We start from the raw sequence: 16692 nt of genomic DNA, 5'->3' as shown, positions 1-16692 counted from the left end.
AGGGGGCGACGACGACGCGGACTCGAGACGGACCAGGACCGCGCACCCTGCACCGCCTCGAACTCCCGTATCCACGACCGGCGTTCGACGTACGGGAAGGGACCATACCGCTTGCGCTCACACCTCGTGTCAGCCTCGTGACTGCGAGCCGGAACCATCGGGGCTTTGGCGCGAAAAATACCCGGATGACGGCCGAACGGCTGTGGCTGGAAAGAGTGTTGGCCCCGCTCGCGGAATCCTGGTAGGCGGTCAGCCGTCGTCGGCGAGGCGCCTCAGCCACTCGCTCAGCAGCCGCTGCTCCGCGTCACTGAGTGCCGTCTGGTCGGGGAGGGCGGCGCGCAGGGCGCGGGCGGCGCCCGCCGGGCCCGCGTCCCGTACGGCGGGGCGTTCGCCGGTGACGGCGGCGACCATGGACTCCCGCAGGGTGGTGAGCAGGGCCGGGTCGCGCCGGTCCTGGGGCAGGGACAGCCAGGTGAGCACCGCGCCGCGTGCCGTGGCGTGAATGATCTGGGCCGCCAGCTCCTCGTCCACGCGGAGCCAGCCACCGGCGGCGAGGCGCCGGATCCGGCCCATGAGGACCTCCATGCCGGTCCTGAAGGCGGCCGACTCCGTTCTGGTCGGCTCGGTGTACATCAGCGTGTACAGCGCGGGATTGGCCAGACCGAACTCGACCGCGACGTCCCAGCCGGCCCGCAGGTCCGCGATGGGGTCCGGCGGGTCGGGGTCGACGCGCTTGCCGGCGAGGAAGGTCGCGAAGCCGTGCTCGGCCACCGCGTCCAGCAGCCCGTCCTTGTCGCCGAACAGCCGGTAGATGGCCGGCGGCTGCAGTCCCGCCGCCTCGGCGACCGCGCGCGTGGTGACCGCGTCGCGTCCGCCGCGCGTCAGCAGGCCGATGGCGGCCTCGATGACCCGCTGCCGGGTCTGGTCGGAACGAGAGGACATGAATCAACGATATCGCGTCAGTGTTCCCATCGTCATTATCAGTGTTACCGTGGAAGTGATTCCACTGGAAACAAACTTATGTGATCACTGGAGCGAATCATGATCATCGTGACCGGAGCCACCGGCAAGCTGGGCCGTCAGATCGTCGAGCACCTGCTCACCCGGGTGCCTGCGGACCGGATCGGCGTCAGCGTCCGCGACCCGGAGAAGCCCGAGGCGCGGGCCTTCGCCGACCAGGGCGTGCGGGTACGGCGGGGCAGCTTCACGGACGCCGCGAGCCTCGCCCACGCCTTCGAGGGCGCCTCGCAGGTCCTCGTCGTCTCCGTGGACAAGATCGGCGAGGAGTGCGTCAAGCAGCACCGGGCCGCGATCGAGGCGGCCGTCACGGCGGGCGCCCGCCGCATCCTCTACACCAGCCAGATGGGAGCCGGTGAGGGGTCGCACTTCCAGTCCTGCCGCGACCACGCCGCCACCGAGGAGATCCTGCGCGAGAGCGGTGTGCCGTACACCTCGCTGCGCAACGGCTTCTACGCCGCCAGCGCCGTGCTCTTCCTCGACCGCGCGGTGGAGTCCGGCCAGATCGTGCTCCCCGCCGACGGACCGGTCGCCTGGACCGCCCACGCCGACCTCGCCGAGGCGGCCGCCGCGATCCTGGCCGACGAGGGCCGCTTCGAGGGCCCCACCCCGCCGCTCACCGCCTCCCGGGCGTTCACCTTCGACGACATCGCGGGCATCGCCACCGAGCTGACCGGCCGCACCTTCACCCGCACCACCGCACCCGACGCCCCGTTCCGGGACCAACTGGTCGGCAACGGCGTCCCCGCCGAGTCGGCCGACCATCTCCTCGGCATCTTCGCCGCCGCCCGCGCGGGCGAGTTCTCCGCGGCCGACCCGACCCTGGCCGGGCTGCTGGGCCGGGAGCCGATCGGCCTGCGGGAGGTACTGCGCGAGCGGCTGACCGGCGCCTGATCCGGTCCGGTCGACCCGTTCGACCGGCCGGTGAGCCGCGGGCCGGTGCTGCGGGCCCGTACCGCCGGCCGGGTGCCGCGGGGCGGGAACGGGGGTGTCATCGCCAAGACACCCTGTTCCCGCCCCGCTCCCTCACGATCCGGAGCTCAGCTGGTCCGTGATCTCCTTGATCCAATCGGCCTTGCCCGCCGGGTCCATGAGGCTCGCCTCCCACGCCTCCTGTTCCATCTTGTGCTCCTTGGGACCGGACTTGATCACCACCAGCAGCTCCAGGGCGGAGCGGCGCAGATCGGGCGCCGTGTCGGGACTCGAGGCCATGGCGTAGATCCTGTGCGCCGCCAGCCGGCGCTTGTGCCTCGACACCTTCTTCCAGACCTTCATGGCGTGCTTCAGCGATTCCCAGGTGGGCTGGGCCACCGGCGTCTCCTCGCCGTCCGGCGTGTAGCGCTCGGGGTGGTGGGCCTCCTGGAAGCGCTTGGTGGCCGCCCGGCCTCCCTTGTAGCCGGCGACGGTGACGACGAGGCCCGCCCCCACCCCGGCGATGATCCAACCGGCCGGGTTGGACGCCAGCGCTCCCGTGGCGACGATGGCCGCCGTCGCGATGCCGCCCGCGCCCTTGAGACCCTCGCCCACGACGCCGCCCATCGCCTCCTTCGCGCCCTTGGAGACCTGCTTCTTCTTCGCGAGCTTCGTCGTGTCGGTCAGGGTGTCCACGTCCCGCAGGGCGCTGAAGTAGGCGACCTTGGCCTGGGCCTCGAGCAGCGCCGCCGCCTCGTAGGCGGTCACGGCGGCGGTGAGCGCGTCGTTCAGCTCCGCCCGTGCGCGACCGCCGTTCAGCTCCGTCTCCAGCGCCGTGATCGCGGCATAGGCGGTGGCGGCGTCCCGCTCCGCGGTGTTCGCCTGGGTCTGCAGGCCGTCCAGCAGTCCGGCGTGGACGACGCCGGCGTCTCCGAGCTTCCTCAGCTTCCGGTACTTGCTGGTCGCTCCCCCGACCTTGCCGAGGGCACGGATGCTCTTCGCCAGACCGGCGACGGCGCTGAGGATGCCGCTCGCTTCGGCGGCGGACGCGGTGTTCGCCACTCCCTGGAGCTTGACCGCGTCCTTGGCGAGGGCGCCGGCGTTGGCACCCGTACTGGTGACACTGACGCCCGCGTCGGTCGCCTTGGTCTTGGCCTTCTTCCGCGCGTTGTGGTGCCCGGCTCCGGTCTTCTTCCGCAGGGACGCCTTCAGGTTCCTGAACGAATCCGCGACGCTGGCCCCGAGGGCGAGGAGCTCCGTGAGGGCGCTCACCGAGGCGCCGGAGACCCCCGCGGCGGCGGCGTCGTGCTTCAGGGCGGAGGCGTCCGGTGCGCCGGAGGCCGTTTTCGCGGTGGCCTCCTGGCCGAGCCCGGCGGCGGTGGGGGCCTGGACCCCCTTGCCCAGGGCGTCCGTGGGATCGAGGAGCCTCTTCCCCTGGTCCGCGTTCTCGGCGACTGCCTTCAGGCGATCACTCCTGGCCTCCGAGTCGGCCGCCGCGGCGGCGGTGCGTGCTTCTTCGGGCTCGCGTTCCTCGGCGGCGGTGCGTGCTTGGTCCCTTGCGGTGTCGACGTGTTCCTGGAAGCCGGTGTCGACCTCCATGTCCCGGATGCCGGTTTCGGAGCCGCGTCGGGTGAGGCCGGCGGGGTCGGGTCGGGTGCCGAGGTCCGAGCCGCGCCGGGTGCGTCCCGAGGGGGTGAAGCGGGCCGCGAGGGCGGCGATGCGTGCCTCTTCGGCGGTGGCGCGTTCGGCGGCGAGGCGTGCCCTCTCCGCGGCCGCGCGTTCTTCGGCGAGGCGTGTTTCCTCTTCTTCGGCGGCGCGGCGTGCTTCGTCTCTGGCCGTGTCGACGTGTTCCTGGAAGCCGGTGTCGACCTCCATGTCCCGGATGCCGGTTTCGGAGCCGCGTCGGGTGAGGCCGGCGGGGTCGGGCCGGGTGCCGAGGTCCGAACCGCGCCGCGTGCGTCCCGACGGGGTGAAGGTGGCCGCGAGGGCGGCGATGCGGGCTTCTTTGGCGGCACGTTCGGCGGCGAGGCGTGCTTCTTCGGCGGCACGCTCGGCGGCGGTGCGTGCTTCCTCTTCTTCGGCGGCGAGGCGTGCTTCGTCCCTGGCCGTGTCGACGTGTTCCTGGAAGCCGGGGTCGACTTCCATTCCGTGGGTGCCGGATACCGAGCCGCGTCGGATGGGGCCGGCGGGCTCGGACCGGGTGTCGGATTCGGAGCCGCGCCGGGTACGTCCCGAGGGGGCGAAACCGGCCGCGAGGGCGGCGAGACGCGCTTCCTTGGCGGCGCGTTCGGCGGCGAGGCGCGCTTCTTCGGCGGCCCGTTCGGCGGCGAGGCGTGCTTCGTCCCTGGCCGTGTCGATCTGCTCCCGGAAGCCGGGGTCGACTTCCATTCCCTGGGTGCCGGATACCGAGCCGCGTCGGACGGGGCCGGCCGGGTCGGGCCTGGTGTCGGATTCGGAGCCGCGCCGGGTGCGTCCCGACGGGGCGAAGCGGGTCGCCGTGGTGGCCTCGGGTGTCGCGGCCCGTTCCGGGGTGCTGGTGGTGCTGGTGGTGCTGGTGGTGCTTCGGACTTCGGGGTCCGAGGCGGTTCGGATGCCGGATTCAGGGTCGAGGGGGGTGCGGTCGGCCAGGGCACCGGGGGCCGAGCCGCCTCGGGCGCGGCCGGCCGGCGCCCTTCGGGTGCCGGGGGCCGAGCCGGCTCTGGTGGTGTCGGTCCCCGGGGTCCGCTCCAGGGCCCTGCCCCTGGCGCGCTGCACCGTGGCGGCTGCCGCCTGGTTGCCGGCGCTCGACTGGAGCCCGAGGAGAGCCTGCTCCGCCGAGGTCCCGGACGACCCGGACGACCCGGACGAACTCCCGCTCCGTCCTGTCTCCCGACGCTCCCGGGCCGCTGTCAGGGCGGCTACGGAAGGCCGTTCGGGGGTTCGGTGGACAGGGACGCTCATGGACATACCTCTCCTGCTGCCGGACCGGGCGAGGCGAAGGTAGCCAGGCCCGGCGAACAGAAGGGGTGCGGCGGGGAAACACTTCACGGACGCGTGCGGAACGCGTCCCGGCACGGGCTCCCTCATCCGCCCGGATCACTCGCGTGTGGCTCCTCTCACACGGAAATCGGTGATGGGGACGCATGCGGTCACTCACGGGAGGACGTAAGCTGGCATCGATACGAAACAGTTTCGTTTCGCCCACTCATGCCCGCCGAGTCAAGCACTGGAGAACGTCCCCATGTCCCAACAGACAGCAGAGCCCCAGGCGGCCGCGCTCCGGAAGGCCGGCTCTCCGGCCGACGGAGCCTCGTCCGGTCGCCGCTGGTGGATCCTCGCCATGATCGGGCTCGCCCAGCTGATGGTCGTACTGGACGCGACCATCGTGAACATCGCCCTGCCGTCCGCCCAGGCCGACCTCGGCTTCTCCGACGGCAACCGGACCTGGATCGTCACCGCCTATTCACTCGCCTTCGGCAGTCTGCTGCTGCTGGGCGGACGGATCGCCGACCTGTTCGGCCGCAAGCCGGCCTTCCTGGTGGGCATCGGCGGATTCGCGGTGGCCTCCGCGATAGCCGGCGCCGCCCCGAACTTCGAGGTACTCGTCACCGGCCGCGCGCTGCAGGGCCTGTTCGGCGCGCTGCTGGCCCCGGCCGCCCTCTCGCTGCTGACCACCACGTTCACGGACGCCAAGGAACGGGCGAAGGCCTTCGGCATCTTCGGTGCCATCGCGGGCTCCGGCGCGGCCGTCGGCCTGCTGCTGGGCGGCGTGCTCACCGAGTACCTGAACTGGCGCTGGACGCTGTACGTCAACCTCATCATCGCGGCCGTCGCGATCGTCGGCGGCTGGCTGCTGCTGCAGAGCACGGAGCGCGACCGCGGCGCCAAGCTCGACGTCCCCGGCACCGTTCTGGTCACCGCGGGCCTGTTCGGCATCGTCTACGGGTTCTCCAACGCCGAGTCGCACGACTGGAGTTCGCCGCTGTCATGGGGCTTCCTGGCCGCCGGCACCGCGCTGCTGGCCGTGTTCGCCTGGTGGCAGACCAAGGCCGCGCATCCCCTGCTGCCGCTGCGCGTGCTCCTGGACCGCGACCGTGGCGCCTCTTTCGTGTCCATGCTGGTCGCCAGCGCCGGAATGTTCGGCGTGTTCCTGTTCCTCACCTACTACCTCCAGCTCACCCTGGGCTTCTCCGCCATCCAGACAGGCCTGGCCTTCCTTCCCATGGTGGCCACCCTGATGCTGTCGGCCACCCTGTCCACCACCTTCATCCTCTCGTTCGTCGGACCGAAGATCGTCGTCCCCGTGGGCATGGCACTCGCGGCCGGCGGCATGTTCTGGCTCACCGCCCTGGGACTGGACAGCTCGTACGCCGCCAACGTCCTGCCGCCCCTCCTGGTCGCCGGCCTCGGTATCGGCCTGATCATGGCCCCGGCCATGAGCGTCGCCACCAGTGGCGTGGCCACCGAGGACGCCGGAGTCGCGGGCGCCTCCGTCAACACGATGCAGCAGATCGGCGGCTCCATCGGCACGCCCCTGCTCAACACCCTGGCCGCCAGCGCCGCCACGTCCTACCTCGTCGGCAGGGACCCGACCAACAAGCTCGTCCAGGCCCAGGCGTCCATGGAGTCCTACTCCACCAGCTTCCTGTGGTCGGCCGCCTTCTTCGCCGCGGGAGCGGTGGTCTCGGCGCTGCTCTACCGGCGTGGCGTCCCGGCGGCGGCCGATCCCAACGCCGCCCCCTCGGTCCACATGTAAGCGGCATGTGGAGGCTCGCACCCACCTGTGGGGACGGGGCGGATGCGAGCGACGGGCCCGGTACTCGGCGAGCGAGTACCGGGCCCGCTTGCGTGCGGGCAGTGTGCTTCGGGCGGCGGGCGGTGCCGGTCCCGCTGGTACGGGGGCCGGTCCCGGTGGTGCGGGGGCCGGTCCGCGGTCAAAGCGGGCTGGTCGACGGCCGCCACTCCCGTCTGATCAGCCCGAACACCCAGGAGTCGGACACCTCGCCGTTCACGACGCAGTCCTCCCGCAACGTCCCTTCACGCACGAAGCCGATCTTCTCCAGAACCCGGGCGGACGCCACGTTGCGCGTATCGGCCTCGGACTGGACCCGGTTCAGGTCCAGCGTGTCGAACGCCCACCGCAGCAAGGCGTGCGCGGCCTCCGTCGCGTAGCCGTGGCCCCACATCGCCTCGTTAAGGCAGTAGCCCAACGACGCGCTGCGATAGACCGGGTTCCATTCGCTCAGGCCGCACCAGCCGACGAAGGCCCCGTCACAAGCGCGGTCGATGGCCACCCGCGCTCCCGTGCCCTCGTCCGCCGCCTTCCGGCACATCATGACGAAGCGCTCGGCGCGAGCCCGTTCGGTCCACGGCGGGGAATCCCAGTAGCGCATCACATGGGTGTTGCTGTGCAGGGCGAAGAGATGGTCCGCGTCGGCGTCGGTGAAGGGCCGCAGTCGCAGCCGGTCGGTCCGCAGTACGGGGGTGGCCAGAGTCATGCGCATCATCCTGCGTCCTCATGGGGCAGGCGGAACACCGAATATCCGAGGCCCCTCGGCGGGGCCGGAGAGACCCGGGTGTTTCACTGCCCGTTGAAACACGCCCTTGCCTCGTTGGCCTCTCCCTAGATTCGTACCAGTCCCGGCCGCTGCCGCGGCCAACGGAACACACACGGGGAGATCAGAATGCGACTCACCCTCAAGCTCACCTCCGCGATGGCGACCACCGCTCTGGCCGTGCTGGCCGCAGGGGCCGCGCCGGCCTCGGCCGATGTCCCGGGGCCCTCCTCCGCGAGGGACTCCCGCGCGTCGATGGCCGAACTGGACGGCCGGACCATCGACCTCAGCAAGGGCTGGCAGGGCGCCGACGAATGCGCGGTGTCCAACGGAAAGACCACGTGCGTCGACCTCGACGAGACCATCGGCAAGAGCGTTCGCGACGAGCGGGCCAGCTGCACCGAGGACTGGGTGTGCATCTGGGAGGACGCCGGTTACGGCGGCCGGATGCTGAGGTTCAACGACGAGTACTGGCACAACCTGTCCAGCTACGACTTCAGCAACAAGGCGTCCTCACTGTGGAACCGCCAGAACGACCTGGTGGGTTCGGACAACGCCTATCTGGCGGACGGGGAGTCCGGCGGAGGCTGGCAGCTGAAGTTCTCCGAGGGCACCAAGGTCTCGCAACTGGGCCACAACGACGACGCCTCCAGCATCTACGGCTGAGGGGTTGTAAGGCCCTCCGGTGCGCCATCGCGCGGTCAGCCCGCGGTGGCGCACCGGCGCGCTCCCGAAGGGATCCGGCGCAGGCCGGCCCAGGCCGACCCGAGCCGGTCACAGGCAGCGGCGCAGCAGGGCGGAGCCGAGCGGCGTCACCTCGTGCAGCACACTGTTGCCTTCGCGCGTGCTGGCCACCAGCCCCGAACGACGCAGCACGGCGAGGTGCTGACTGGTCGAGGACAGCAACAGCCCCACGCGTCGCGCGAGTTGACCGGTGTTCCCGCCGCTCACCTCCCCGACGACCTCCAGGACGGCGGCGCGGCTGGATCCCACCAGGTCGGCGAGCGCGACACCGGCGTAGTTCTCCAGGTCCGGCTCCCACACCCGGTGGTCGAGGGGATAGACCAGGACCGGACACAGGGCCTCGTCCAGGAGGGCCACCGGCGTGTGGCGGCAGAAGTACGAGGGTACGAGCAGCAGTCCGCGCCCCTCCAGGTGCACGTCCCGGTCGACGGGGTAGTCGGCGGACAGGACCGGGGACTGCCAGCGCAGCACGGGCGCGAAGCTGCGCAGCATCTCCTCGGTGCCGAGGCGGCACTGGGTTTCGGTCCGGTGCCGTCGGTCGCCCTCGATGCGGGAGGCGATGTCCCGCCAGCCGGGCTCGAGGACGGAGGCGTGGTATTCGCGCAGTGCCCGGCCCAGGAGGTGCAGGCTGCTCGCTTCGCCGTCGGCCAGCTGCCGGGCCCAGTGGGACAGCGGACCGCGGGCCGACAGCAGCCCGAGTTCGGTGCGCAGTCGGCGACGCGGAGTGGCGAGTACCGCCTCGATCCCGCACTCCAGCCCGCCCGCCGCCTCGGCCGGTGTGAGGAAGTCCGGGAAGTAGCCTCGCGACGGCATCAGCGGCGACAGCATCCGCAGCGCGCGGGCACCGCGTGGGCACCTGCGCCGCCGCCAGCCGTCGAGCACCGGTTCCCGCCTCTTCTCCCGGAGTTGGTGCAGGCTCAGGACGGTTTCCCATAATGGGTCCGGATCCTCGGCGATCCTTGTGCGGGCCAAGTCTCCGGCGCTGAAGTGGATACGCAGCACGGCTTTCCCCCGATAGTCCGCTACGGCGTTTTCTGCGACGTATGCATGCCCCGGACCGTCCGACGAGCCGAAGCAATCCTGCCTATAATGGGACCATAGTGGCGAGAACCGTGGTTCTCAAGCCGATCCGAGGGTGAGGCAGATGCTGAAGCCGCATTCAAGACACGGGTGTTGGACACGGTGGGCGGAGCATGTCTGACCCGGAGCGCGACCACGTGGTCGCGGTCGCCGACGAGCTGTTCTACACCCATGGCGTCCGCGCGGTGACGATGCGGCACGTCCGGGACGCGGCGGGGGTGCCGCTGAAGCGGCTCTATCAGATGTTCCCGTCCAAGGACACGCTGCTGGCGGACTGTCTCGCCCGCCGCGACCTGACGGCTCGCGCGGCGGTCGGGCAGCGGATCGACGCGATCGAGGATCCGGTGGCCAGGGCCCTCGGCCCCTTCGACTTCCTGGACGACTGGTTTCGTCAACCAGGCTTTCGCGGCTGCGTGTTCGCCGGGGCGTTCGGGGAGGCGGGTGCCGCGTCACCGATCGTCGTCACGGCGGTGCAGGCACACAAGCAGGCCATGCGTGAGCTGCTGACCGAGCTGGCGGCGAAGACCGGCATACGGGACGCGGACGTGGTCGGGGCGCAGCTGGCGGTGCTGTTCGACGGGGCGATGGCCGTAGCCACGTTCACCGGCGACACCGACGCAGCGCTCCACGCCCGCCGGGCGGCACAGGCCGTGCTCGACACCGCGACCTGGCACAACCCCGATCACCACGGCACGCGGTAGGGGGCACGCGGTACGGAGCACGCGCCGGAGCTGTTCGCGCCTGCCCGCCTGCCCGCCTGCCCGCCTGCCCGCCTGCCTGCCCGCCTCAGGCCGTCGGGTCCCAGAGCCCACCGGCCTCGCCGCGCGCGAGGTGCTCGGCGTAGACACCGACCTTCCAGGCGATGACGGACCGGCACTCCTCCAGCGCCTGGATCTGTGCGTCGACGCGCCGTTGATGGGCGTCGAGCAACCGCAGGCGTTCCGACTCGTTGCCCGGTCCCTGGCGTACCAGTTCGGCGAAATGCTTGAGGTCGGCGAGCGGCATGCCGGATGAGCGGAGCTTGACGCAGATCAGCAGCCAGTCGACGTCGAAGGAGGTGTACCGCCGTCGGCCGCCCGAAGTGCGCTCGACCGGCCCGACGAGCAGACCCTCGCGCTCGTAGAACCGCAGCGCGTGCACGCTCAGCCCGGTCCGGTCGGCCACCGCGCCGATGCTCAGCCACTGCACGGCCGCTTCGCCGCTCGTCATGCCGCTCACCCCCGGGGCTTGATCCAGGCCTCGCTCCAGATCGTAGCGCCGGAGGCATGACCGGCACCGATCAGCAGTCGCTCCACTCGCCCTGGTGATTGGCTGCCCAATTGGCTAGGTTGCCCACGCCTCGTCCGATTCCCACAGGGGGAGTGGCAGCCGTGCGGCAGCAGCACAAGACGTTCCAGGCGATCGAGGTCGGCGACGGCGAAGACGGGCGGTGGGCCGCCTACGCCCGGCCCCTGTGGCAGGAGATGGAGGGCCTGCTGACCGAGGAGGGCCGGACTCCGGAGGGGGCGGATCGTGTACGGGCGCTGTTCCGTGCGCACATGCCGGAACTGGTCCCGGTTATGGACCGACTGGCCGGCCAACTCGACCGGCCCGGAGCGGAAGCCTTCCTCACCCACGCGGCACTGCGGCCCTTCTCCCCGGCCTGCACCCAGATCGGCCGGAACGGCACTCTGCTGCGCAACTACGACCTACGGCCCGATCAGTGCGAGGGCACCATCGTCTTCTCCCGCTTCCTGCGCCCCGTGATCGGGATGCAGGACATGCTGTGGGGCCTGCTGGACGGGATGAACGACGCCGGTCTCGCGGTCTCCCTCACCTGGGGCGGACGTTCCGCCCACGGACGCGGCTTCGCCATTCTCATCCTGGTGCGCTACCTGCTGGAGACGTGCGACACCGTCGACGAGGCGGTCGGCAGGCTGCGGTCCCTGCCGGTTGCCGTCCCACAGAACCTCACCCTCGTCGATCCCATGAAGGCGGTGACGGTGTTCGTGGGGCCGGACATGTCGCCGATGGTGGCGCCGGATGCCTGCGCCGCCAATCACCAGCACCTGCCGGTGACCGACGAGCAGGAGCGGGCCCTGCGGACACAGGAGCGGCTGCGCGCCATTCGCGCCGCGGGTGCGGACGTGGCGGCGATGTTGCGGCCGCCGCTGTATCGATCCGTCGACGAGCACGGGTCGAGAACGCTCTACACAGCCCACTACCGGCCCGTCGAGGGCCGCGTGACGTACCACTGGCCCGATGAGTCCTGGCGCCAGTCCTTCGGCGACTTCACACCCGGATCCCGCACCGTGACCTTGGGCCGGGCCCGCTGAGAGGAGCTGATCCGGACTCCCGCTCACCCCTGCACGCCCTGCCGGATCCACCGTGCGGCCGTGTCAGGGCAGGCCGAGAACTCGGCTCAGTCCTCCCACCAGACGGAACCCGTGTAGATCCAGCCACACCAGTCGTTGGTGCGGTCCGAGTACTGGACCTTGAACCACTCGTTTCCGTACTTGTTCCTGACGCCCTCGAAGAAGGCCAACGAAGCACCCCGGTACACGGTCTTCACCACGGAGTAGGACTGGTAGTAGCCGCTCCTGATGTATCCCTTGTCGACGACGACCGAGACCCTGTCGGTGGCGGTGCCACTGCACGTGCCCTGGACGGCGGCCGGCAGTCCGGGCGGGGCGGCGGCCGCAGCGGGCGATGCGCCCATGGTCGCGATCACGGCCGCGAACGCAGCCGCGGTCCCGGCCAGCCGACGAAGCTTGCTCATCACGTCACTCCCCGTTGAGGATGGTCATCCCTGTCCTCGGCCAAGCTAGGGGCAGACGGTGTCGCCCTCGTCCTGCAACTCTTCAGGTTGACCTCGGGCCACCGACGAGTGCGCGTACCTGCGAACCGGATCTCCCAGGCCAGTCCGCCTGCCCGTCCTGCGGATCCGGCCGCGGGGTTCACAGCGCGGTGGCGCGCCTCCGCACGATGAGGTACTGCGTCCCCAGGCCGATCGCCAGGTACGCGTACAGCGAGGTGGTCCCCAGCACCCCGGCCCCGGCCGCGTGATCGATCCACAGCGCCAGCCCGATGTGCGCAGCGACCGAGGCGAGCCATATTCCGGTCGTCGCCGTCGTCCCCTTGCGCAGCACCTCGCTCTCGGGCCCAGGCCACACCCGTACGGTCCGGGCCCTGACCACCCCGAACGACGCCGCGACTACCAGGCTTGCCACCAGCAGGACGACGGGCAGCGCGGTCAGCGCATGCTCCGCGACGACCGAGGCGACACCGAAGGCGATCCCGGCGGCACCGAACACAACGAGCACCAAAGGAGCGATCAGCGACCCGACGCGCCGCACCGGCCGGGCACGCAGCTGCCGCCGCACCACCAGCCCGACCACCACCACAGGTATGACGAGGGCAGCCCCGCCGTTCGTGTTCTGCACGCCAACCCCTCCCTGGGGCACTGCCGTTGTGCGGCAGGCACCCGCGCTGATCATTATGCTGCGCCGCCCTGGGACCATGGCAGACGCACGCCGGTCGGCACGTCCGACCGATCCCGCCCGCTCCTATTCGAGGTTCGCGCGCAGTCAGAGCCCGACAAGTCGGGGCGTTGAGCAGCAGGAACCGTCTGGCCCGACAGGACGATTCGACCGGTCGCCAAGATGTCGTGATTGGCGAAGAGTGTGCTGAGCTCGAAGAGTCGGCTGATGTGTGCCGTCCATGCCACGATGCCTCCTTCACCGAGGTTCACGATCCGGGCACGGACGGCCTGAGTGAGGATCCAACGGGCCTGCTCCTGAGGGGTGGTACGCCCGCCGAGGTCCCGGGCAAGGCGCCACAGCTCGTCGCCGTTGCCTCCCGCGTCCACTACAGCGACAAGCCCGATGTCGCCCAGGGCACGTTCGTCACTGGAGCGAGTGGTGTAGGCGACAGCGACGTGATTGAGGGAAAAGAGAGTCACACGGCTGCTGGCGTTGAGTTCGGTTGGGGACATGAAGGCGAGCCCCTTCGTGCGGGGAGGGCAGAGCCGCTCGGGGAACGGGCCGGCTCTGCCCTCTGAGACGCGGATCGGGTCATGCGTCAGCAGCAGGGGCCGTCGCCGCAGCACGCGGGAGCGTTGCATTCCGCGCCCGTGCCCCACAGGCGGTCATCGACCTCGAACCCCGCCGACCGGATCCTGCCGGTGACGGAGGTCATCAGCCCGCGCGTACGGAGCTTGCTGTTCGGCTGGTGATGGAGGAAGTAGCCGAAGTGCTTCTGGCACCAGTCGGCGTACCAGTCGGTGTGCAGGATGAGCGTGTGCCATCCGGGGTCGACGAGCTGGGAGGGGGCCATGTCGGCGCCGGAGTGGGTCGTACCCATGACGTAGGTCAGGGCCAGGGCTTGGTCCATGACGCGATCGGCCACGCATCGTTCCAGCCCGTACTCGTCGGCACAGAACGTGGCGAGCATGTCGAACTCTTGATCCGTGACGAGCGAGCGCCCGGAGCGCTCACTGACGGCGACGGCGGTAGTGGTCATCGCGTGGACTCCCTCCTGCACCCACCGCTGGTGGGTGGGACCGGGCCCGGAGGTTTCTCAGGTCCCGGTCCCGGCGGGCTGGAACGGAAGCGTGCGTCCATCTCGGTTGGCCTCCTGAAGCGTTACTCACCGACGCCCCATGCCCTGGGGTGAACGGTGAGACCGGCTGTCGCAGACCACGACGCTAGAGATGCGAGGCTCAACCCCTCCAGCGATGTGCAGATATGTGCAACCAGCAACCCGTACAGGCCATCTCACCGATTGCCCTCTTGACCTGGAGCACCTTTACCCATGACTGTGATGCACACTGCCGCACATCCCGTCGCCGTCGGAGGTCGCCATGCCCCTGCTGTTCATCGGGATCGACCCGAACACCGGAGACCATGAGAGCCCGACCGTCTGGGTTGACCAGAACAACAAGGAACTGGTCATTCAGGGTTGGAAGCCTGACGCGAGTCTCGAAGCGGAATGCGCCGCCTTCGAACTGCCGGGCCATGCCAAGGGCATCCCGGAGAGCGAAGCGGTGATCCGGATTCCCGCAAGGATGGCGCCCGCGATCAGGGAGGCGTGCGATGCCGTCGAACGTGCCAACGGCCTTCACTGATCTCCTCGCAGGCTGTGCCCACTCCGCCGTACACCTCGAGATGCGTGATTCCTACGCGGTGGACTACGAACACGGGCCGTTCGCCGACTGGCGTGCCGGGCACCGCCACCAGCCGGACGACCGGGCATCGTGGTGGCGACCGTGGCTCGATCTCGTCCAGGAGACCGTGAACCGGGGCGTCGTCATGCGACGGGCCCGGATCGTTTCCGAGCCGGTCAGTGAATACACCCGCTTCCTGTATGACGGCACGTTCACCAACGTCGCCGCAGGTGAGCAGGTCCGCTGGCTGCCCCGCCGTCGCGCCGGCGACATCGCCCTGCCGGGGAATGATTTCTGGCTCTTCGACGGTCGTCTCATCCGCTGGAACCACTTCGCCGGTGACGGCTCGTCACTGGGTGGCGAGGTCTGGGACGATGCTCCTGAGGCGGCGAAGCTGTGCGCCGACGCCTTCGAAGCGGTCTGGGCGCGAGCCGTCCCCCACAGCACGTTCCGACTTCACTGACAGCACGTACCCGACAGGCCCGTTCATGCCGATATCCCCGTCCTCCTCCGCTCAGACCGCACGTGAAGTCGTTGCCCGACGACTGCGCGACCTGCGGAGGGAAGCAGGGCTCACCGTCACGGAACTGGCCGGCCGGTGCGGCTGGCACCACGCCAAGACATCCCGGATCGAGAATGCCCTCACCGCACCGTCCACCAAGGACATTCGGGCCTGGACCTCCGCCTGTGGCTTCGCTGACCAGGAAGAAGACCTCGTCGCCCAGTCACTGCACGCCGAGTCGATGTACACCGAGTGGCGCCATCGCGTCCGCAGCGGCCTGAAGCAGCTCCAGGACAGCGCGGTCCAGTTCTTTCATGAGACCCGCCTGTTCCGCGTGTACTCGTCGTCGCTGGTGCCAGGTCTTCTCCAAACCGAGGGCTATGCCGCCGGAGTACTCGGCATCAGCGCTCGGTTCCGTGACCTCCCCGTCGACGACAGCAGCGAGGCCGCCAGGGCACGCGTCACACGCTCAGGAGTCGTCCATGAGCCAGGGCACCGGTTCGTGCTCGTGGTCGAGGAGTCCGCCCTGTACTACCGCGTCACGGACGAGGACTCCATGGCCGCCCAACTCGGCTACCTCCTCACCGTAGGGGCACTGCCCCAGGTCTCCCTCGGTGTCATTCCCTCGGCTACCCAGGACCGAGCGCAGTGGCCTCGGGAGACGTTCCACGTCTATGACGACAAACTGGTCTCGGTGGAACTCGTCTCCGCCCAGGTGAGGGTCACACAGCCCACAGAGATCGAGCTGTACCTGAAGGCGTTCGAGGAGCTGAGAGGCATGGCCGTCTATGGGGCAGAGGCGCGAGGGCTGATCCTGAGAGCGATCGAGGCGTTGCGGTAGCCGCACGTCCCGCGTCGTCTCCCCACCTGTTTCCGCGGGCGACGCCCACGGGGCCACGCCCCTTCGACGACGACGCGCACCCACGGCGTCCGGTGGCGGGTCATGGTGCCCGCCCACGAGGTGCGCGTGATCATGAGACGGTCCGTGCTCGCGCCCGCGTCACCAAATCAGGATGGCGACCAAGGCATGCACGACGGCCGCGCCGGTGCTGCCGACGACTTGGCGCAGGTTGCGTCGTCCGAGTCCGATTGTTGCGTCCATCGCCTGGGAGAGGGCTGCACCTAGCAGGCACAGGCCTGGTACGACTCCCGTGGCGAGAAACGGAACGACGGCGGCGAGCAGGCAGAGAGGGACTGCTTTGGCCGCGTACATCTGTGCGTAGAAGAGAACGCCGACGCTTTCGGCGCCCTCCGCGACGAGGGCCGAAGGACGGAGCGCGGCGAGTATCGCGGAGAAGACGCCACCTGCGGCGAGTATCGCGTTCAAGACGAAGAGAACGATCACGTTCCCAGTGTGCAGTCCGGCCAAGGAGTTCTCCGTCATCCGCCTGACCGCGAGCACCGATCGCCTCATGCACCACACGTTGCGGTCCGCGAAACCGCTGACCTCGGCATCCACGGACCGGGTGGCCTGAGCCGACGAAAGCCCGCCACGGTGCTGGGAGAGCCGGACGGTCGTCCGTCACGTGTGCCTCGATCAGCCACGTCCCGGCATCAACCACGCCGCTCGATGACGACCACTACCCACGATGCCCGGGGGGGCCATGGCGCTCACCCACGAGGTAGTGGGTGGAGGAGGGACGGCGGGCCCCTTACCTGTTAAAGACGGACGATCACGGACAGGCCGCTGACCTGCCAGAACGCGACGGCTGCATTGCAGTTTTGGATATCGTCATCCAGATCTGAATAATGCACCTATG

18 protein-coding genes are annotated in these 16692 nt (G+C 69.8%); 8 read left to right on the top strand and 10 right to left on the bottom strand.

Annotated elements, in window-relative coordinates:
- Window positions 1–249: 249 nt before the first annotated feature.
- The gene (locus ACGH7X_RS14870; RefSeq protein ID WP_399885516.1) at window positions 250–942 is read right to left on the bottom strand and encodes a TetR/AcrR family transcriptional regulator; all 693 of its coding nucleotides are present in this window, start codon (window positions 940–942) and stop codon (window positions 250–252) included.
- 99 nt (window positions 943–1041) lie between these two features.
- On the opposite strand from ACGH7X_RS14870, the gene ACGH7X_RS14865 reads away from it, so the two are divergent.
- Window positions 1042–1911 carry an NAD(P)H-binding protein gene (locus ACGH7X_RS14865; RefSeq protein WP_399885515.1) on the top strand — a complete coding sequence of 290 codons (870 nt, stop codon included), beginning with the start codon at window positions 1042–1044 and terminating at the stop codon, window positions 1909–1911.
- Window positions 1912–2043: 132 nt separating this feature from the next.
- Here ACGH7X_RS14865 and ACGH7X_RS14860 read toward each other — a convergent pair whose 3' ends face one another.
- Entirely contained in the window at window positions 2044–4869 is a 2826-nt protein-coding gene (locus ACGH7X_RS14860; RefSeq protein WP_399885512.1) for a hypothetical protein, read from the bottom strand.
- 280 nt (window positions 4870–5149) lie between these two features.
- Here ACGH7X_RS14860 and ACGH7X_RS14855 point away from each other — a divergent pair, with 280 nt between their 5' ends.
- Complete coding sequence (locus ACGH7X_RS14855; RefSeq protein ID WP_399885510.1) at window positions 5150–6664, top strand: MFS transporter; 1515 nt, start codon at window positions 5150–5152, stop codon at window positions 6662–6664.
- Window positions 6665–6842: 178 nt separating this feature from the next.
- On the opposite strand, the gene ACGH7X_RS14850 is transcribed toward ACGH7X_RS14855, so the two are convergent.
- Window positions 6843–7406, bottom strand: coding sequence for a GNAT family N-acetyltransferase (locus ACGH7X_RS14850; protein WP_399885508.1), 564 nt, complete (start codon window positions 7404–7406; stop codon window positions 6843–6845).
- Window positions 7407–7592: 186 nt separating this feature from the next.
- Here ACGH7X_RS14850 and ACGH7X_RS14845 point away from each other — a divergent pair, with 186 nt between their 5' ends.
- Window positions 7593–8129: a peptidase inhibitor family I36 protein gene (locus tag ACGH7X_RS14845; protein WP_399885506.1), complete on the top strand. Its 537-nt coding sequence runs from the start codon at window positions 7593–7595 to the stop codon at window positions 8127–8129.
- Window positions 8130–8237: 108 nt separating this feature from the next.
- On the opposite strand, the gene ACGH7X_RS14840 is transcribed toward ACGH7X_RS14845, so the two are convergent.
- A complete protein-coding gene (locus ACGH7X_RS14840; RefSeq protein ID WP_399885504.1) occupies window positions 8238–9020 on the bottom strand; it encodes a DUF5937 family protein in 783 nt (260 codons plus the stop codon).
- Window positions 9021–9400: 380 nt separating this feature from the next.
- On the opposite strand from ACGH7X_RS14840, the gene ACGH7X_RS14835 reads away from it, so the two are divergent.
- Window positions 9401–9988, top strand: a complete 588-nt coding sequence (locus tag ACGH7X_RS14835) for a TetR/AcrR family transcriptional regulator (protein WP_399885502.1) — start codon at window positions 9401–9403, stop codon at window positions 9986–9988.
- A gap of 85 nt (window positions 9989–10073) precedes the next feature.
- Here the strand turns inward: ACGH7X_RS14835 and ACGH7X_RS14830 are convergent, their stop codons facing one another.
- Window positions 10074–10496, bottom strand: a complete 423-nt coding sequence (locus tag ACGH7X_RS14830; protein ID WP_399885500.1) for a MerR family transcriptional regulator — start codon at window positions 10494–10496, stop codon at window positions 10074–10076.
- Between the two features lie 161 nt (window positions 10497–10657).
- Here ACGH7X_RS14830 and ACGH7X_RS14825 point away from each other — a divergent pair, with 161 nt between their 5' ends.
- Complete coding sequence (locus tag ACGH7X_RS14825) at window positions 10658–11602, top strand: C45 family autoproteolytic acyltransferase/hydolase (RefSeq protein ID WP_399885498.1); 945 nt, start codon at window positions 10658–10660, stop codon at window positions 11600–11602.
- Window positions 11603–11688: 86 nt separating this feature from the next.
- Here the strand turns inward: ACGH7X_RS14825 and ACGH7X_RS14820 are convergent, their stop codons facing one another.
- From ACGH7X_RS14820 to ACGH7X_RS14805, 4 genes are all read right to left on the bottom strand, one after another.
- The gene (locus tag ACGH7X_RS14820) at window positions 11689–12045 is read right to left on the bottom strand and encodes a hypothetical protein (RefSeq protein ID WP_399885496.1); all 357 of its coding nucleotides are present in this window, start codon (window positions 12043–12045) and stop codon (window positions 11689–11691) included.
- Between the two features lie 178 nt (window positions 12046–12223).
- Window positions 12224–12709: a hypothetical protein gene (locus ACGH7X_RS14815; protein ID WP_399885494.1), complete on the bottom strand. Its 486-nt coding sequence runs from the start codon at window positions 12707–12709 to the stop codon at window positions 12224–12226.
- Between the two features lie 53 nt (window positions 12710–12762).
- Complete coding sequence (locus tag ACGH7X_RS14810) at window positions 12763–13260, bottom strand: hypothetical protein (protein ID WP_399885492.1); 498 nt, start codon at window positions 13258–13260, stop codon at window positions 12763–12765.
- A gap of 86 nt (window positions 13261–13346) precedes the next feature.
- Complete coding sequence (locus tag ACGH7X_RS14805; RefSeq protein ID WP_399885490.1) at window positions 13347–13787, bottom strand: hypothetical protein; 441 nt, start codon at window positions 13785–13787, stop codon at window positions 13347–13349.
- 340 nt (window positions 13788–14127) lie between these two features.
- Here ACGH7X_RS14805 and ACGH7X_RS14800 point away from each other — a divergent pair, with 340 nt between their 5' ends.
- The 3 genes from ACGH7X_RS14800 to ACGH7X_RS14790 are packed head-to-tail and all read left to right on the top strand — an operon-like array spanning window position 14128 to window position 15773.
- Window positions 14128–14391, top strand: coding sequence for a hypothetical protein (locus ACGH7X_RS14800; RefSeq protein WP_399885488.1), 264 nt, complete (start codon window positions 14128–14130; stop codon window positions 14389–14391).
- The gene (locus ACGH7X_RS14795; protein ID WP_399885486.1) at window positions 14360–14893 is read left to right on the top strand and encodes a DUF6879 family protein; all 534 of its coding nucleotides are present in this window, start codon (window positions 14360–14362) and stop codon (window positions 14891–14893) included. The genes ACGH7X_RS14800 and ACGH7X_RS14795 overlap by 32 nt, the downstream gene beginning before the upstream one ends.
- Window positions 14894–14918: 25 nt before the next feature.
- Complete coding sequence (locus ACGH7X_RS14790; RefSeq protein ID WP_399885484.1) at window positions 14919–15773, top strand: helix-turn-helix domain-containing protein; 855 nt, start codon at window positions 14919–14921, stop codon at window positions 15771–15773.
- A gap of 159 nt (window positions 15774–15932) precedes the next feature.
- Here the strand turns inward: ACGH7X_RS14790 and ACGH7X_RS14785 are convergent, their stop codons facing one another.
- Window positions 15933–16277, bottom strand: a complete 345-nt coding sequence (locus ACGH7X_RS14785) for a hypothetical protein (RefSeq protein ID WP_399885482.1) — start codon at window positions 16275–16277, stop codon at window positions 15933–15935.
- Window positions 16278–16692: the final 415 nt, after the last annotated feature.

The sequence above is a fragment of the Streptomyces sp. BBFR51 genome (genome assembly GCF_044591655.1).
GTDB lineage: Bacteria > Actinomycetota > Actinomycetes > Streptomycetales > Streptomycetaceae > Streptomyces.
This window is presented reverse-complemented; position numbering and strand designations above follow the sequence as displayed.

Coding starts and splice junctions, on each gene's coding strand:
- ACGH7X_RS14870 (WP_399885516.1), bottom strand. CDS start 942: ATGTCCTCTCGTTCCGACCAGACCCGGCAGCGGGTCATCGAGGCCGCC.
- ACGH7X_RS14865 (WP_399885515.1), top strand. CDS start 1,042: ATGATCATCGTGACCGGAGCCACCGGCAAGCTGGGCCGTCAGATCGTC.
- ACGH7X_RS14860 (WP_399885512.1), bottom strand. CDS start 4,869: ATGAGCGTCCCTGTCCACCGAACCCCCGAACGGCCTTCCGTAGCCGCC.
- ACGH7X_RS14855 (WP_399885510.1), top strand. CDS start 5,150: ATGTCCCAACAGACAGCAGAGCCCCAGGCGGCCGCGCTCCGGAAGGCC.
- ACGH7X_RS14850 (WP_399885508.1), bottom strand. CDS start 7,406: ATGACTCTGGCCACCCCCGTACTGCGGACCGACCGGCTGCGACTGCGG.
- ACGH7X_RS14845 (WP_399885506.1), top strand. CDS start 7,593: ATGCGACTCACCCTCAAGCTCACCTCCGCGATGGCGACCACCGCTCTG.
- ACGH7X_RS14840 (WP_399885504.1), bottom strand. CDS start 9,020: ATGCCGTCGCGAGGCTACTTCCCGGACTTCCTCACACCGGCCGAGGCG.
- ACGH7X_RS14835 (WP_399885502.1), top strand. CDS start 9,401: ATGTCTGACCCGGAGCGCGACCACGTGGTCGCGGTCGCCGACGAGCTG.
- ACGH7X_RS14830 (WP_399885500.1), bottom strand. CDS start 10,496: ATGACGAGCGGCGAAGCGGCCGTGCAGTGGCTGAGCATCGGCGCGGTG.
- ACGH7X_RS14820 (WP_399885496.1), bottom strand. CDS start 12,045: ATGAGCAAGCTTCGTCGGCTGGCCGGGACCGCGGCTGCGTTCGCGGCC.
- ACGH7X_RS14810 (WP_399885492.1), bottom strand. CDS start 13,260: ATGTCCCCAACCGAACTCAACGCCAGCAGCCGTGTGACTCTCTTTTCC.
- ACGH7X_RS14805 (WP_399885490.1), bottom strand. CDS start 13,787: ATGACCACTACCGCCGTCGCCGTCAGTGAGCGCTCCGGGCGCTCGCTC.
- ACGH7X_RS14800 (WP_399885488.1), top strand. CDS start 14,128: ATGCCCCTGCTGTTCATCGGGATCGACCCGAACACCGGAGACCATGAG.
- ACGH7X_RS14795 (WP_399885486.1), top strand. CDS start 14,360: ATGCCGTCGAACGTGCCAACGGCCTTCACTGATCTCCTCGCAGGCTGT.
- ACGH7X_RS14790 (WP_399885484.1), top strand. CDS start 14,919: ATGCCGATATCCCCGTCCTCCTCCGCTCAGACCGCACGTGAAGTCGTT.